Annotated in this window: 14 protein-coding genes and 4 tRNA genes; 13 read left to right on the top strand and 5 right to left on the bottom strand. The window is 65.4% G+C overall.

Annotated elements, in window-relative coordinates; genetic code table 11:
- Nucleotides 1-62: 62 nt before the first annotated feature.
- Nucleotides 63-1,259, bottom strand: coding sequence for an amino acid aminotransferase (locus HNP46_RS12480; protein ID WP_184589289.1), 1,197 nt, complete (start codon nt 1,257-1,259; stop codon nt 63-65).
- 184 nt (nt 1,260-1,443) lie between these two features.
- Between HNP46_RS12480 and uvrB the strand changes: the two genes are divergently transcribed.
- A complete protein-coding gene (uvrB, locus tag HNP46_RS12475) occupies nt 1,444-3,453 on the top strand; it encodes an excinuclease ABC subunit UvrB (protein ID WP_184589287.1) in 2,010 nt (669 codons plus the stop codon).
- Between the two features lie 89 nt (nt 3,454-3,542).
- Here the strand turns inward: uvrB and HNP46_RS12470 are convergent, their stop codons facing one another.
- Together HNP46_RS12470 and HNP46_RS12465 are read right to left on the bottom strand one after the other, a co-directional pair.
- Complete coding sequence (locus HNP46_RS12470; protein WP_184589528.1) at nt 3,543-5,042, bottom strand: MDR family MFS transporter; 1,500 nt, start codon at nt 5,040-5,042, stop codon at nt 3,543-3,545.
- A 49-nt stretch (nt 5,043-5,091) separates the two neighbouring features.
- On the bottom strand, nt 5,092-6,126 hold the full coding sequence (locus HNP46_RS12465; RefSeq protein ID WP_184589285.1) for an HlyD family secretion protein: 1,035 nt from the start codon (nt 6,124-6,126) through the stop codon (nt 5,092-5,094).
- Nucleotides 6,127-6,236: 110 nt separating this feature from the next.
- Between HNP46_RS12465 and HNP46_RS12460 the strand changes: the two genes are divergently transcribed.
- The 11 genes from HNP46_RS12460 (at nt 6,237) to HNP46_RS12410 (ending at nt 13,314) form a co-directional block, all read left to right on the top strand.
- Nucleotides 6,237-7,157 carry a LysR family transcriptional regulator gene (locus HNP46_RS12460; RefSeq protein ID WP_184589283.1) on the top strand — a complete coding sequence of 307 codons (921 nt, stop codon included), beginning with the start codon at nt 6,237-6,239 and terminating at the stop codon, nt 7,155-7,157.
- 75 nt (nt 7,158-7,232) lie between these two features.
- Entirely contained in the window at nt 7,233-8,717 is a 1,485-nt protein-coding gene (gene gltX, locus HNP46_RS12455; RefSeq protein ID WP_184589281.1) for a glutamate--tRNA ligase, read from the top strand.
- 281 nt (nt 8,718-8,998) lie between these two features.
- Nucleotides 8,999-9,074: transfer RNA gene (locus tag HNP46_RS12450), tRNA-Ala, on the top strand.
- A 52-nt stretch (nt 9,075-9,126) separates the two neighbouring features.
- Nucleotides 9,127-9,202, top strand: a tRNA-Glu gene (locus HNP46_RS12445).
- 44 nt (nt 9,203-9,246) lie between these two features.
- Nucleotides 9,247-9,322, top strand: a tRNA-Ala gene (locus HNP46_RS12440).
- A 58-nt stretch (nt 9,323-9,380) separates the two neighbouring features.
- Nucleotides 9,381-9,456: transfer RNA gene (locus tag HNP46_RS12435), tRNA-Glu, on the top strand.
- Between the two features lie 169 nt (nt 9,457-9,625).
- Nucleotides 9,626-10,165 carry a TetR/AcrR family transcriptional regulator gene (locus tag HNP46_RS12430; RefSeq protein WP_184589279.1) on the top strand — a complete coding sequence of 180 codons (540 nt, stop codon included), beginning with the start codon at nt 9,626-9,628 and terminating at the stop codon, nt 10,163-10,165.
- 13 nt (nt 10,166-10,178) lie between these two features.
- Nucleotides 10,179-11,018, top strand: coding sequence for an alpha/beta fold hydrolase (locus HNP46_RS12425; protein ID WP_184589277.1), 840 nt, complete (start codon nt 10,179-10,181; stop codon nt 11,016-11,018).
- A gap of 166 nt (nt 11,019-11,184) precedes the next feature.
- Nucleotides 11,185-11,835, top strand: a complete 651-nt coding sequence (locus HNP46_RS12420) for a bifunctional 4-hydroxy-2-oxoglutarate aldolase/2-dehydro-3-deoxy-phosphogluconate aldolase (RefSeq protein WP_184589275.1) — start codon at nt 11,185-11,187, stop codon at nt 11,833-11,835.
- On the top strand, nt 11,832-12,278 hold the full coding sequence (locus tag HNP46_RS12415; protein WP_184589273.1) for an acyl-CoA thioesterase: 447 nt from the start codon (nt 11,832-11,834) through the stop codon (nt 12,276-12,278). Before HNP46_RS12420 ends, HNP46_RS12415 begins: the two co-directional genes overlap by 4 nt.
- Nucleotides 12,279-12,354: 76 nt before the next feature.
- Nucleotides 12,355-13,314, top strand: a complete 960-nt coding sequence (locus HNP46_RS12410) for a tRNA dihydrouridine synthase (RefSeq protein WP_184589271.1) — start codon at nt 12,355-12,357, stop codon at nt 13,312-13,314.
- Nucleotides 13,315-13,436: 122 nt separating this feature from the next.
- Here the strand turns inward: HNP46_RS12410 and HNP46_RS12405 are convergent, their stop codons facing one another.
- A complete protein-coding gene (locus HNP46_RS12405; RefSeq protein ID WP_184589269.1) occupies nt 13,437-14,183 on the bottom strand; it encodes an SDR family oxidoreductase in 747 nt (248 codons plus the stop codon).
- 147 nt (nt 14,184-14,330) lie between these two features.
- On the opposite strand from HNP46_RS12405, the gene HNP46_RS12400 reads away from it, so the two are divergent.
- The gene (locus tag HNP46_RS12400; RefSeq protein WP_184589267.1) at nt 14,331-14,777 is read left to right on the top strand and encodes an Hsp20 family protein; all 447 of its coding nucleotides are present in this window, start codon (nt 14,331-14,333) and stop codon (nt 14,775-14,777) included.
- An 89-nt stretch (nt 14,778-14,866) separates the two neighbouring features.
- Here HNP46_RS12400 and HNP46_RS12395 read toward each other — a convergent pair whose 3' ends face one another.
- Nucleotides 14,867-15,934: a YkvI family membrane protein gene (locus HNP46_RS12395; RefSeq protein ID WP_184589265.1), complete on the bottom strand. Its 1,068-nt coding sequence runs from the start codon at nt 15,932-15,934 to the stop codon at nt 14,867-14,869.
- Nucleotides 15,935-15,951: the final 17 nt, after the last annotated feature.

Genomic DNA, 15,951 nt, shown 5'->3' with positions numbered 1-15,951 from the left:
TGCGTATCTTACTGATTAAAAAGGGGAAGTCAACATCGTGCCGACGACTTCCCCGTTATTTCTTACAGCACCTGGACGATGGCGCGGGTCACGGTGTCCAGGTTGCCGTTGTTCAGCGCGGCGACGCAGATGCGGCCGGTGCCGACGGCGTAGATGCCGAACTCGTTCTTCAGGCGCTCGACCTGCTCGGCGGTCAGGCCGGAGTAGGAGAACATGCCGCGCTGCTGGGCCACGAAGCTGAAGTCACGCTTGGAGCCCAGGGCCGCCAGTTGCTCGACCATGGCCACGCGCATGGCGCGGATGCGGGTGCGCATTTCGCCCAGTTCTTCTTCCCAGACGCTGCGCAGTTCCGGGCTGTTCAGCACGGCGGCGACGACGCTGGCGCCATGGGTCGGCGGGTTGGAGTAGTTGGTGCGGATCACGCGCTTGACCTGGGACAGGACGCGGGCGGATTCCTCGCGGCTGTCGGTGACCACCGACAGGGCGCCAACGCGCTCGCCGTACAGCGAGAACGACTTGGAGAAGGAACTGGACACGAAGAAGTTCAGGCCCGACTTGGCGAACAGGCGCACCGCGGAGGCGTCTTCGTCGATGCCGTCGCCGAAGCCCTGGTAGGCGATGTCGAGGAACGGCACGTGGCCCTTGGCCTTGAGCACGTCCAGAACCTGCTGCCAGTCGTCCATGGTCAGGTCGACGCCGGTCGGGTTGTGGCAGCAGGCGTGGAGCACAACGATGGACTGCGAGGGCAGGGCGTTGAGGTCTTCCAGCAGGCCGGCACGGTTCACGCCGTTGGTGGCGGCGTCGTAGTAACGGTAGTTCTGCACCGGGAAGCCGGCGGACTCGAACAGCGCGCGGTGGTTTTCCCAGCTCGGGTCGCTGATGGCGACGGTGGCGTTGGGCAGCAGGCGCTTGAGGAAGTCGGCGCCGGTCTTCAGCGCGCCGGTACCGCCAACGGCCTGGGTGGTGACCACGCGGCCTTCGGCCAGCAGCTCGGAGTCAGCACCGAACAGCAGCTTCTGCACGCCCGAATCGTAGGCGGCAATGCCCTCGATCGGCAGGTAGCCGCGCGGGGCGTGGGCCTCGATGCGGGCTTTCTCCGCGGCCTGGACGGCACGCAGCAACGGGAGACGACCTTCCTCGTTGTAGTACACGCCCACGCCCAGGTTGATCTTGCCCGGACGGGTATCGGCGTTGAAAGCTTCGTTCAGGCCCAGGATGGGGTCGCGGGGGGCCATTTCGACAGCGGAGAACAGACTCATTTTGGCAGCAGCTCTAAGGCGGGAGTGAAGTGCAATTGCAACCCACCCGCTCACGGCGCTGGGGGTTGCGTCGACGGGCCGGTATTATATAGGCCTCTAATGCAGGCGGCGAGTTGTCGCGCATGCTTTTCGACTGGTATGACGCTTTGGCGACCGAAGCGTCACACGCCAATGCGAGGTTCCCATGTCGTTATTCCAGCTGGATTCGCGCTTCAAGCCCGCCGGTGACCAGCCCGAGGCCATCCGACATATGGTGGAAGGGCTCGAAGCGGGCCTGTCGCACCAGACGCTGCTGGGGGTGACCGGCTCCGGCAAGACCTTCAGCATCGCCAACGTCATTTCCCGGATGCAGCGCCCGACCATGGTGCTGGCGCCGAACAAGACGCTGGCCGCGCAGCTCTACGGCGAGTTCAAGACCTTCTTCCCGAACAACGCCGTCGAATACTTCGTTTCCTACTACGACTACTACCAGCCCGAGGCCTACGTGCCTTCCTCGGACACCTATATCGAGAAGGATTCCTCGATCAACGACCACATCGAGCAGATGCGGCTGTCGGCGACCAAGGCGCTGCTGGAGCGCAAGGACGCCATCATCGTCTGCACCGTGTCGTCGATCTACGGCCTGGGCGACCCGGCGTCCTACCTGAAGATGGTCCTGCACCTGGACCGTGGCGACAAGATGGACCAGCGCGAGCTGCTGCGCCGCCTGACCAGCCTGCAGTACACCCGTAACGACATGGATTTCGCCCGCGCGACCTTCCGCGTGCGTGGGGATGTCATCGATGTCTTCCCGGCGGAATCGGACCTGGAAGCCATCCGCATCGAGCTGTTCGACGACGAGGTGGAAAACATCGCCGCCTTCGATCCGCTGACCGGCGAGGTGCTGACCAAGCTGCCGCGCTTCACTTTCTACCCCAAGAGCCACTACGTCACCCCGCGGGAGACGCTGCTGGAAGCGGTGGAGCACATCAAGGCCGAGCTCAAGCAGCGCCTGGACTACCTGCGCACCAACAACAAGCTGGTGGAAGCCCAGCGCCTGGAGCAGCGCACCCGCTTCGACCTGGAGATGATCCTCGAGCTGGGCTACTGCAACGGCATCGAGAACTACTCGCGCTACCTCTCCGGGCGTGGTCCCGGCGAGCCGCCGCCGACCCTCTACGACTACCTGCCGGACAACGCCCTGCTGGTGATCGACGAGTCCCACGTCAGCGTTCCCCAGGTCGGCGCCATGTACAAGGGCGACCGCTCGCGCAAGGAAACCCTGGTGGAGTACGGCTTCCGCCTGCCCTCGGCGTTGGACAACCGGCCGCTGCGCTTCGAGGAGTGGGAGGCGATCAGTCCGCAGACCATCTTCGTCTCGGCGACGCCTGGCCCCTATGAAGAACAGCATGCGGGCCGTGTTATCGAGCAGGTGGTGCGTCCCACCGGCCTGGTCGACCCGGAGGTGGAAATCCGCCCGGCGGCCACCCAGGTGGACGACCTGCTTTCGGAAATCGGCAAGCGCGTGGCGGTGGATCAGCGCGTGCTGGTGACCACCCTGACCAAGCGCATGGCCGAGGACCTCACCGACTACCTGGGCGACCACGACGTGCGGGTGCGCTACCTGCACTCGGACATCGACACCGTGGAACGGGTAGAAATCATCCGCGACCTGCGCCTGGGCAAGTTCGACGTGCTGGTGGGCATCAACCTGCTGCGCGAGGGTCTGGACATGCCCGAGGTGGCGCTGGTGGCGATCCTCGATGCGGACAAGGAAGGCTTCCTGCGTTCCGAGCGCTCGCTGATCCAGACCATCGGCCGCGCCGCGCGGAACCTGCACGGCAAGGCGATCCTCTACGCCGACAACATCACCGGGTCGATGCAGCGGGCGATCAACGAGACCGATCGCCGCCGTACCAAGCAGCTGGAGTTCAACGCCAGGCACGGCATCGTGCCCCAGGGTGTGAAGAAGGACATCAAGGACATCCTCGAAGGCGCCGTGGTGCCGGGCGCCAAGGGCAAGCGTCGCAGCCTGGCGAAAGTGGCGGAGGAGAGCGGTCGCTACGAGAACGAACTGCGCACGCCCGACGAGATCGGCAAGCGTATCAAGCAGCTGGAGGAGCGCATGTATCAGCTGGCCCGCGACCTGGAGTTCGAGGCCGCGGCCGGCGTGCGCGACGAGATCGGCAAGCTGCGCGAGCGGTTGGTGGGGTAAGAGAGGCGGCAGGCTTCAGGCTTCAGGCTGCAGGCAGGAGCACACGCCGCTCTTGCCTGCAGCCTGTAGCCTGCCGCTTGCAGCCGCTCTCAATGTGCCCCAGCACCCGCCCCCGTGCCCATACCTGCCGGCAACGGCCGGGTCAGCAGCACCGCTACCATGCTGATCGCCAGCACGATACCGATTGCGTGGAAGGCGTCGTTGTAGGCCATGATCGCCGCCTGCTGGTGGACGATCTCGCTGATCTTGCCCAGCGCCGCCTGCTGCGTGCCCAGTTGCGAGGTCAGCTGCGCCAGGCGCTCGTCCACCGCGCCGTTCACCGGCACCACCGCTTCACGCAGGTAGTCGTAATAGACCTTGGCGCGGCTATCGAGCAGCGTGGCGAGCAGGGCGATGCCGATGGCGCCGCCGAGGTTGCGCAGGATGTTGAACAGGCTGGAGGCCGAGCCGGCATCCTGCGGCTGCAGGTAGACGGTGGCGATCAGCGAGATGGTGACCATCACCATCGGCTGGCCGAGGGCGCGCACCAGCTGGATCTGGTTGAACTGCGGGCCGGCGAAGTCGGGGTTGAGCACGCCGGAGAAGAAGCTCGCCGCGCCGAACAGGCCGAAGCCGGCGGCGCAGAGCAGGCGCGGCTCGATGATCTTCATCAGCTTGGGGATCAGCGGGATCAGGAACAGCTGTGGCACGCCCATCCACATGATCACCTCGCCGATCTGCATGGCGTTGTAGCCCTGGATCTGTGCCAGGTACAGCGGCAGCACGTAGATCGAGCCGTACAGCCCCATCCCCAGGCCGATGCTGGAAATGCTCGACAGGCCGAAGTTACGGTTGCGCAGAATCCCCAGGTTGATCAGCGGATTGGGCCGCGAGGTCTGCAGGATCACGAAGAGGATCAGGCTGACCAGGGCGATGCTGCCCAGGCTGACGATCAGGTTCGACTCCAGCCAGTCCTTGCGATGCCCCTCCTCGAGGAACACCTGCAGGCAGCCCAGGCCGATGGTCATGGTGACGATGCCGGCGTAGTCGGTGCTTTTCAGCAGCTCCCAGTGCGGCGGCTTCTTCTCCAGGCCGTAGAGCAGCCCGGCGATCATCAGCAGGCCCGGCGGGATGTTGATGTAGAAGATGTATTCCCAGCCGAAGTTCTCCGTCAGCCAGCCGCCCAGGGTCGGGCCGATGGAGGGCGCGAAGGTGGCGGTGATGGCGAACAGCGCCATGCCCTTGGGGCGGTGGTGCTCCGGCAGCTTGATCAGCGCCAGGGTGAAGGCCAGGGGGATCAGCGCGCCGCCGGTGAAGCCCTGCATGGCGCGGAACACGATCATGCTCTCCAGGTTCCAGGCGAACGAGCAGAGCAGTGAGGAGAACAGGAAGCCGATGGAGATCATCACCGCCAGCCGCCGCGCCGAGAGCAGCTGCACCAGCCAGGCGGTGAGCGGGATCATGATGATCTCGGCCACCAGGTAGGAGGTGGAAATCCACGAGCCTTCCTCCAGGGTGGCGGCCAGCGCGCCCTGGATGTCCTTGAGCGAGGAGTTGGTGATCTGGATGTCGAGCACCGCCATGAACGCGCCGAGCATGGCGCTGAACACGGCGATCCAGTCGCGCCGGGTCGGCTCGCCGACCGGCCGGATCAGCTGGTCACCGGCCACGCAGCTCGACCTCGGCCTCGACCGACATGCCCGGGCGGATCAGCCCTTGCAGCGGAGTGTCGTTGGCGAAGGTGATCTTGACCGGAATGCGCTGCACCACCTTGGTGAAGTTGCCGGTGGCGTTGTCCGGCGGCAGCAGGCTGAACTGCGCGCCGGAGGCGGCGAACAGGCTCTGCAGCTGGCCTTCGATGGGTTGGTCGGGGAAGGAGTCGAACACCAGTCGGACGGTCTGGCCGGGGCGCATCCTGCCGATCTGGGTTTCCTTGAAGTTGGCCTGGACCCAGATGCCGTCGTCCGGCACCAGCGACAGCAGTTGGCTGCCGACCTGCACGTACTGGCCGACACGGGCACCGCGCTGGCCGACCAGGCCGCTGACGGGTGCATGGATTTCGGTACGGGCGAGGTTGATCTCGGCCTGGGTGATGTCGGCGCGGGCGCTTTCGATCTGTGCCAGCAGGCGCTGCACATCGGTGCCCAGGGTTTCACGCTGCACGCGCTGGGCCTGCAGGTCGGCCTGGGCCTTGGCCACTTGCGAGCGGGCGACGTTGGAGTCGGCGGCCAGGGTGGTGACGCGCTCTTCCGAGACGTAGCCGGGCTTGCGCAGCGCCTGGGCGCGGCCGAGGTCGACTTCGGTGCGGCCGAGGGTGGCCTGGCTGGCGTTCACGTCCGCCGCGCTGGCGGCAATCATGCTGGTCTGGCCCTTGAGCTTGCTGCGTGCCTGTTCCAGTTCCGCCTCGCGAGTAGCCAGGGTGGCCTTGGCGCGGTCCAGGGCGAGTTGGAAGTCGGCAGCCTCCAGTTTCACCAGCAGCTGGCCTTTCTCCACGTGCTGGTTGTCTTGCACCAGTACCTCGTCGACGCGGGCGCCGAGCTGGCTGGCGATGCGGGTGATTTCACCCTGCACGTAGGCGTTGTCGGTGGACTCGACGAAGCGGCCGACGAAGTACCAGCGCGCCAGGAAGGCGAGGGCGACCACGGCGAGGATGACGAGGAAGACGGTCAGACGACGTTGTAATTGTGCGGGCATAGGTAAACGAGCGTTTGGTTGGCCGAAAAAATGTTTGCCAATGTAACAGTGTTCCGTGGCGGCACGTAGCCGCTACACTTCGGAAACTTTGTTGCTTATAGGGAACAATCATGGGGCTGGATGATGCGCTGATCTTCACCCGCGTCGTGGAGCTGCACAGTTTTACCCAGGCCGCGCACAGCCTGGGCATGCAGAAATCGACGGTGAGCCGGCGTATTGCACTGCTGGAGGAGCGCCTGGGTGTGCGCCTGATCAACCGCACCACCCGCAAGCTGCGCCTGACCGAAGTGGGCCAGGCCTACTACGACCGTTGTCGGCAGATCATGCACGACTTCGCCGAGGCCGAGCAGGCAGTGATGCAGCTGCAGCAGGCGCCCTCGGGATTGTTGCGGATCACCGCACCCATCGAGTTCGGCCAGATGTACCTGGCCAAGGTGCTGGGCGATTTCATGAACCTTTATCCACAGATCACCGCCGAGGTCGAGCTGACCTCGCGCAACGTCGATCCGCTGGAGGAGGGCGTGGACATCGTCATCATGGTCGGCCAGCCGGAAGACTCCACGCTGATCGCCCGGCGCATGCTGACCACCAACCGCTGCCTCTGCGCCAGCCCGGACTACCTGGCGCTGCACGGCCGCCCGGAAACCGTCGAGCAACTGGCCGGCCACCGTGCCGTGCTGCTGCAGGCCGACTCCCAGCGTTACTGGCCGCTGCGTGGGGAAACCGTGCCGTGCCACCGCGTGCTGTCGTGCAACAACATCACCTTCGCCCGCGAGGCGGTGCTGGCGGGGGCGGGGATCGCTTCGCTGCCGGAGCTGATTGTCGACGAACAACTCGCCAGCGGCCGTCTGGTGCGGGTGTTGCCGCAGATCCAGCTGCCGGTGGGCGAGCTTTACGCGGTCTACCCGTCGCGGCGCTTCCAGGCCATGAAAGTGAAGGCCTTCCTCGACTTCCTGATCCACAACCTGCCCATCGATCCCGGTCGCTGGCTGGAGCCGAAGGCGGCCCGCCTGATACCATCGCACCCATGAAAATGAGCGTGAGCGCGCGCGTCGTCGCGCACTGACGCCGCTTCACTCGAAGAATTGCTGCACACGAGAGCCTTCATGACCACAGTCCGCACCCGTATCGCGCCGTCTCCCACCGGCGACCCGCACGTCGGCACCGCGTATATCGCGCTGTTCAACCTCTGTTTCGCCCGCCAGCACGGCGGTCAGTTCATCCTGCGCATCGAGGACACCGACCAGGTGCGTTCGACCCGCGAATCGGAACAGCAGATCTTCGACGCGCTGCGCTGGCTGGGTATCGAGTGGGACGAGGGCCCGGACGTCGGCGGCCCGCACGGCCCGTACCGGCAGAGCGAACGGGGCGCCATCTATAAGCAGTACAGCGACGAGCTGGTCGAGAAAGGCTACGCCTTCCCCTGCTTCTGCTCCTCCGAGCGCCTCGATGCGCTGCGTGCCGAACAGCAGGCGCGCAAGGAGACCCCGCGCTACGACGGCCACTGCATGCACATCCCGAAAGAGGAGTCGGCCAAGCGCATCGCCGCCGGCGAATCCCACGTGGTGCGCATGAAGGTGCCGACCGAGGGCCTCTGCGTGGTGCCGGACATGCTGCGTGGCGACGTGGAAATCCCCTGGGACCGTATGGACATGCAGGTGCTGATGAAGGCTGACGGCCTGCCCACCTACTTCCTCGCCAACGTGGTCGACGACCACCTGATGGGCATCACCCACGTCCTGCGTGGCGAAGAGTGGCTGCCCTCGGCGCCCAAGCTGATCAAGCTCTACGAGTACTTCGGCTGGGAGCAGCCGGTGCTCTGCTACATGCCGCTGCTGCGCAACCCGGACAAAAGCAAGCTGTCCAAGCGCAAGAACCCCACCTCGATCACCTTCTACGAGCGCATGGGCCTGCTGCCCCAGGCGCTGCTGAACTACCTCGGGCGCATGGGCTGGTCCATGCCCGACGAGCGCGAGAAGTTCAGCCTGGCGGAGATGATCGAGCACTTCGACCTGTCCCGCGTTTCCCTGGGCGGGCCGATCTTTGACATCGAGAAGCTCTCCTGGCTGAACGGCCAGTGGATTCGCGAGCTGTCCGTCGAGGACTTCGCCAAGGAAGTGCAGAAGTGGGCGCTCAACCCCGAGTACCTGATGAAGATCGCTCCGCACGTGCAAGGCCGTGTGGAGAACTTCAGCCAGATCGCTCCGCTGGCCGGTTTCTTCTTCAGCGGCGGCGTGCAACTGGACGCCAAGCTGTTCGAGCACAAGAAGCTCGACGCCACCCAGGTTCGCCAGGTCCTGCAACTGGTGCTGTGGAAGCTCGAAGCGCTGCGCCAGTGGGAGAAGGACCGGATCACCGCGACCATCCAGGCCGTGGCCGAGCACCTGGGCCTCAAGCTGCGTGACGTGATGCCGCTGATGTTCCCGGCCATCACCGGCCAGGCCAGCTCGGTGTCGGTGCTCGACGCCATGGAAATCCTCGGCGCCGACCTGTCGCGCTATCGCCTGCGCCAGGCCCTGGAGCTGCTGGGCGGTGCGTCGAAGAAAGAAGCCAAGGAGTGGGAAAAAATTCGCGACGCCATCGGCGTTTAAGATAATTCCTATACTGAAAAAGGCCGAGTGCTGAGAGGCGCTCGGCCTTTTTCATGCGGGCGCCGAGGGTTCTTCACGGGCGGGAGGAGGGCGGGCGAGCCGCGAATTTCGCCGGGCAGAAACCGCAGCGGTCACATAAGTGATTGTTCTGTGGGAGAAAAAAATAAGAATTCTGAAAAAATAATGTTGACAGGGGTTCGCCTCACCCCTAAGATGCGCCCCGTTCCAGCGACGAACTGAACTGACAGGGCGAAGCGGAACGGTAGATCCAGCGGTACTTTGGGGCTATAGCTCAGCTGGGAGAGCGCTTGCATGGCATGCAAGAGGTCGACGGTTCGATCCCGTCTAGCTCCACCAAATTACCAGTAAGCTTCGTTTGTCCGAACGGAGCTGAAATCGAAGGTTTTGCGTCCCCTTCGTCTAGTGGTCTAGGACACCGCCCTTTCACGGCGGTAACAGGGGTTCGAGTCCCCTAGGGGACGCCACTTATCCAGCGACGATGCGTTCGCGTCGTCAGCCAGAGTCATCTGGGGCTATAGCTCAGCTGGGAGAGCGCTTGCATGGCATGCAAGAGGTCGACGGTTCGATCCCGTCTAGCTCCACCAAATTCCCATACGGGATGAAGCCAGAATCCACCGCCTGGTGGGTTTCTTCGAAGGACATGTCCCCTTCGTCTAGTGGCCTAGGACACCGCCCTTTCACGGCGGTAACAGGGGTTCGAGTCCCCTAGGGGACGCCATTTTTATCGCTCTGCGATGCCTATAGGGCCACTGAGATTTTCAGTGGCCCTTTTGTTTTTTCTCCTTCCGGAAAATTTTCCTCCGACCAGTGGTCGCGCATTAGGCTTGCCGATTTTTATTATGAGAATAATATTCTCTCCATAATATTTTCCGAATCCGAGGTCCGCCATGAGCGACAAGAAAGCCCAGACCCGCGAACGCATCCTGTCCGCCGCCACCAGCGCGTTGCTGCAGCGCGGGCCGGTCGGTCCCAGCGTGGGCGAGGTGATGTCGGCGGCGGGGCTGACGGTGGGCGGCTTCTACTCGCATTTCGAGAGCAAGGACGCGCTGATGCTGGAGGCCTTCCGCGAGCTGCTGGCCAAGCGCCGCGAAGGGCTCAAGCGCTTCGATCCGCAATCGAGCTTTGCCGAGCGACGCGCGCTGACCGCGCAGTACTACCTGTCGCGCAAGCACCGTGATACCGAGGAAGAGGGCTGCCCGATCCCCAGTTCGCTGAACGAAGTGGCGAACCTGCCGAAAGCATTTCGCCAGACCCTGGAAGAGCACGTGGAGTTGATGGTGGCGGCGCTGGCCGGCCGCCCCGAGGAAATCGACACCGTGCTCAGCGACATGGCCCTGATGATTGGTGGACTGGCGTTGGCCCGAGCCCTTGGCTCCGGCGACCTGTCCGATCGTGTCCTGCGTGCCGCGAAGAAAGCGGTGGTCTGAGGAGGTAGGTGAAATGAGCAGTCTGAGCTGGGTTCGCGGCATCAATGCCACCCTGGGGCGCGTCGCGCCGCAATGGGCGGCGCAACGCATGCGTCAGCTGTTCGTGACGCCGAATAACTATGCACCGAGTGACTGGGAGCTGCCGCTGCTGGCCAGCTCCGAGCGCGTGACCCTGCGCTTCGGCCTGTCCGCGCTGCGCTGGGGTGAAGGCCCGGCGGTGCTGCTGATGCACGGCTGGGAAGGGCGGCCGACGCAGTTCGCCACGTTGATCGAGAAGCTGGTGGGCGCCGGTTACGGCGTGATCGCCCTCGATGGGCCGGGGCATGGCCGTTCGCCGGGGCAGGAGGCGGATATCGTGTTGTTCGCCCGCGCCCTGCTGGAGGCGGCGGGTGAGCTGCCGCCGCTGCGCGCGGTGATCGGTCATTCCATGGGCGGCGCCAGCGCGCTGCTGGCAACGCAGATGGGTCTGCGCACCGAAACCCTGGTGACCATCGGTGCGCCGAGCAATGTGCTGGCTGTGCTGCGTGGCTTCTCGAAGATGGTCGGCCTGCCGGCGGTGGCACGCTCGCGCTTCATCCGGATGATCGAAGGGCGCACCGGTATCGCCGCCAAGCAGTTGGACGTCGCCCGCTACCAGCTGGACCTCCCCGGTCTGGTGGTGCACGCCGAGGACGATCGTTATGTGCGGGCCAGCGAGTCGGCCGCCATCCACGAGGCCTGGCCGCGCAGTCGCCTGTTGCGCCTGAAGGCCGGCGGGCATCATCGCGTCATGGCGGATGCGGCGGTCACCGAGGCGATCCTGGAACTGCTGGAAGAGGTCGAGAGCCCGTTGCCCCTGGCGCTGGCTTCCTGACTCATTCACCAACTTGATAACGGCGGCTACAGGCCGCCGTTTTCGTTCCATGATGGCCCATTGCGGGTCGTCAGGCCCGGAGCCCTGGCGTAGACTTTCGGCATTTCCGGCCACCCCGGCCTGGGCGCGAGGTCTTGCGCACGCGGGTGGTCGATTGGGGGAATGCATGAATCTGTCGCTGGATTGGGTGTTGCAGAAGGCGCGCCCGGTCATGCCGGTATTGGTGATCGATGACGTGGCGCTGGCCGGTGACCTGGCTCGTGCCCTGTATGACGGTGGCGTGCGGGTGCTGGAAGTGACCCTGCGCACGCCGCAGGCGCTGGACGCGGTGGCCGAGATTCGCCGCGAGTTGCCGGAGATGATCATCGGCGCCGGTACGCTGATCCACACCGAGCAGTTCCAGGAAGCGCGCGATGCCGGCGCGCAGTTCGCCGTCAGCCCCGGCTGCACGCCGCGCCTGGTGGCCGCCGCGGACGACGCCAAGCTGCCGTTCCTGCCGGGCGTGATGACGCCGTCCGAGGTACTGGTGGCGCTGGAGTACGGCTATCGCTCGCTGAAGCTGTTCCCCGCCGATGGCAATGCCGCGATCAAGATGCTCAAGAGCCTGAAGTCGCCGTTTGCCGGCATCCGCTTCTGCCCTACCGGCGGCATCACCCAGGAAAACCTGCTCAACGTGCTGCGCCTGCCCAACGTCGCCTGCGTCGGCGGCACCTGGATCGCCCCGCCCAGCCTGGTGCGCGCCCGCGCCTGGGACCAGATCACCCAATTGGCCGCCGAGGCGCACGCCCTGGCCGCAAGCCTGGAGCACGCTTCATGAGTTGGCAGTTGCCCGATCCCTTCGTCATCGACATCGAGGTCAAGTCCGAGGACATCGACGGCCTCGGCCACGCCAACAACGCCGTCTATGTCAGCTGGCTGGAGCGTTGCGCCTGGCGTCACTCGCAGAGCCTGGGGCTGGACCTGGCCGAGTACCGCCGGCTGGATCGCGCCATGGCGGTGGTGCGCCACGAGGTGGATTACCTGGCCGCCGCCTACGAAGGCGAGCAGCTGCAACTGGCGACCTGGATCGTCGAGTCCGACCAGCGCCTGAAGATGACCCGTCACTTCCAGCTGGTGCGCCCGGCAGATGCCTTGACCCTGCTGCGTGCACAGACCACCTTCGTCTGCATCGAGCTGTCGACCGGCAAGCCCAGGCGCATGCCGGTGGAGTTCATCGAAGGCTATGGCCGCGCGCTGCTGGCCCCGCAAACCGGCGCGTGATCCGTCGCGCCGCGCTTTTCCCGGCACGGCGCATTGCCTACAATCCGCGGCCTTCGCCCTAGCCCGAGATTCCCCCGTGCAGATCGCCCTGGCCCCGATGGAGGGGCTGGTAGATGACATCCTCCGCGATGTGCTGACCCGCGTCGGCGGCATCGACTGGTGCGTCACCGAATTCATCCGCATCAACGACCGGCTGCTGCCGCCGTCGTCGTTCCTCGCCCTCGCCCCGGAACTGGCCCACGGCAGCCGCACCCGTGCCGGCGTGCCGATGCGCGTGCAACTGCTCGGCTCCGATCCGCAACTGCTGGCGGAAAACGCCGTGCAGGCCTGCGAGCTGGGCGCCCCGGTGATCGACCTGAACTTCGGCTGCCCGGCCAAGACGGTGAACCGCTCCCGCGGCGGCGCGGTGCTGCTCAAGGAACCCGAGCTGATGTTCAGCATCATCGAGGCCGTGCGCCGCGCGGTGCCGGCGCACATTCCGGTGACCTCGAAGATGCGCCTGGGCTACGACAGCCCGGACGGTGCCATCGACTGCGCCCGCGCCCTGGCCGACGGCGGCTCCGCCCATGTGGTGGTGCACGCGCGGACCAAGGCAGACGGCTATAAGCCGCCGGCCCATTGGGAGTGGGTGGCGAAGGTGGCCGACGCGGTAAAGGTGCCGGTGTTCGCCAATGGCGAAGTCTGGACCCTGGAGGATTACCACCGCTGCCGTTCCATCAGCGGTGTGGCGGACATCATGCTCGGCCGCGGACTGGTGTCCCGCCCCGACCTCGCCCGGCAGATCGCCGCCTGGCGCGATGGCCGCGAGGTGGTGCCGATGCCATGGTCGGAAGTGCGCGTGCTGCTCGACGACTTCTGGCGCCAGGCCCGGCGCAAGCTGGCGCCGCGTTATGCGCCTGGGCGTTTGAAGCAGTGGCTGGGGATGCTTACCCGCAGTTATCCCGAAGCCGTGGAGCTGTTCGCCCAGGTGCGCCGCGAGCACGACTGCGAAGTGCTGGACCGGATGCTGCAGGTCGAGATCGAAGTCGCTGCCTGACGCTGCTCCTGATTTCGTAGGAGCGGACTCCGTCCGCGATGCCTTCCGGCGCGAGGCGGACCTATCGCGGACAAAGTCCGCTCCTACGATTGTCTGCAGCGCTTCACGTCCGGGAGTGCTAATCAGCGCCCGCCACTGACATCGATGAATCCACCGGTGCTGTAGCTGGATTCCTCCGAGGCAAGGAACAGGATCGCCCGCGCCACCTCTTCTGCCTCGCCGCCACGCCCCAGGGGGATCGCCGCCTGAAGGCGCTCCACGCGCCCCGGCTCGCCGCCGCTGGCGTGGATCTCGGTCCTGATCAGTCCGGGCCGCACGGCGTTCACGCGGATACCTTCGCCCGCCACTTCCTTGGCCAGGCCGATGGTCAAGCTGTCCACCGCGCCCTTGGCCGCGGCGTAGTCGATGTATTCGTTGGGCGAGCCCAGGCGCGAGGCCATGGACGAGACGTTGACGATGCTCCCGCCGTGGCCGCCATGCTGGCGTGCCATGCGCTTCACCGCTTCGCGGCAGCAGAGGAAGGTGCCGGTGACGTTCACTGCGAACACCCGCTGCAGGCGCGCCACGTCCATGTCCTCCAGGCGCATCTGGCGTTCGAGGATGCCGGCGTTGTTCACCAGCACGTCGAGGCGGCCGAAGGCCTGGTCGACTTCGCGGAACAGGCGCAGCACATCTTCCTCCACCGAAACGTCGGCGGCGAAGGCCTGCGCGGTGCCGCCGGCGGCGGTGATCTGCTCCACCAGCGCCTGTGCCGCTTCCCGCTCACGGCGGTAGTTGAGAGCCACACGGTAACCGCGCTGCGCGGCCAGCAGGGCGGTGGCCGCGCCGATGCCGCGGCTGGCGCCGGTGATGAGCATGACGGGTTGCATGGGCGAATCCTTTTGGCGAGGCGGGCCTTGAAACGGCTTTTGCCGTCCCTATCTATGTCCCTGCGGGAGGCCGAAGTCGGGTCCCGCACCGGAGTACTGAAGACAGGCTCCAGATCATACCTTGCTGAAATTTTCAGGAGATTCGCAATGAGCAACGTCCTTTCCCTCGCCCCGCTGTTCCGCCAGTCCGTCGGCTTCGATCGCTTCAACGATCTGTTCGAGTCCGCACTGCGTAGCGAAAGCGGCAGTTCCTACCCGCCCTACAACGTCGAGAAGCATGGTGACGACCAGTACCGCATCGTCATCGCCGCCGCCGGCCTGCAGGAAGACGACCTGGAGCTGCAAGTGGAGCGCGGTGTGCTGACCGTCAACGGCGGCAAGCGCGAAAAGGCTTCCGAGAGCGTCACCTACCTGCACCAGGGCATCGCCCAGCGCGCCTTCAAGCTGTCGTTCCGCCTCGCCGATCACATCGAGGTCCAGGGCGCATCGCTGAAGAACGGCCTGCTCAGCGTCGAGCTGGTGCGCATCGTTCCGGAAGAAGCCAAGCCCAAGCGGATCGCCATCAACGGCCAGCGCCCGGCCATCGAAGGCTGAGCAGTGACCCGGTGCTAGCCGGGTCAACGCCGCAAAGCAGAACGCCCGCCTCGAAAGAGGCGGGCGTTTTCATTTCTGCGGCCGGCGAATCAGGCGTTCTGCTGGTCCGGCAGTGGCGCCGAGCGATTACGCCACCAGGCGATGACGATGGCCGCCATCAGCACGAAGCCCAGGTAACCCATGGCCGGGTAGACCAGGCCCACCAGCTTGACGAAGCCGACCTGGCTGGCGATGAAGGCGAGCACCACGGCGACCACGGTCGCCACCCGGAACGGCACGCCATAGGCAGCGCAGCGCGCGGCCAGGGTGTAGGCGAAACCACTGGTGGTGCAGTACAGCTTCACCAGCAGCAGCGCGAGCATCACGTCACCGAACCAGGGCGCGATGTTGTTGCTCAGCAGCAGGGTGGGGATGGCGCTGCCGCCGATCACGTCGATCTGCACCAGCATCACCAGGGCCATGGCGAGGATCAGCACACCCACGCCGATGCCGCCGAACACACCGCCCATTGCCGCGGTGCGCAGATTCGCCACGCTGCCGCCCATCACCACCACGGCCGCCGCGGTGGCGGCGACGTTGTAGGAGACATAGAGCAGCGCACCCAGCAGCCAGTTGGGCGCCGGGTGCGGCACGGCCAGGGCGATCTGCTCCAGCTCCGCCAGCGGCTTCTGAATATGCGTCAGCGCGTAGATGGCGATGATCGCGACTATGACCATCAGCACCGGGGTGATCAGGCTCATCAGGGTGATCACCCGCTTCAGGCCCAGGCACACGGTGATGACGGTCAGCACGCCGAGGACCATGCCGCCGATGGAGTGGCCGATGCCCAGCTGCTGCTCGAACGAAGAGTTGGCGCCGGCGAACATCACCACCATGGTGCCGAACAGGAAGAAGGTCAGCATCAGGTCGACGACGCGGCCCAGCGGCTTGCCACAGATGTACTCCATGGCTTCCTTGTGCGACTGGGTCTGCAGGCGGCTGCCGATCTGGTAGAGGTTCATCAGCAGGAAGGCGAACAGCGCCAGGGCCACCAGCGCGCCGGCCAGGCCCATCAGGCCGAAGCCGCCGAAGAACTGCAGGATCTCCTGGCCCGAGGCGAAGCCGACGCCCACCACCAGGCCGATGTACGCACCGCCGAGCTTGAGACTGGTTTTCATGATCGAGACTCTAGTTG

The organism is Pseudomonas nitroreducens, from assembly GCF_014204515.1.
GTDB lineage: Bacteria > Pseudomonadota > Gammaproteobacteria > Pseudomonadales > Pseudomonadaceae > Pseudomonas > Pseudomonas nitritireducens_A.
Note: the sequence above shows the minus strand (reverse complement) of the source record. Positions and strands in the feature narration are given on the sequence as shown.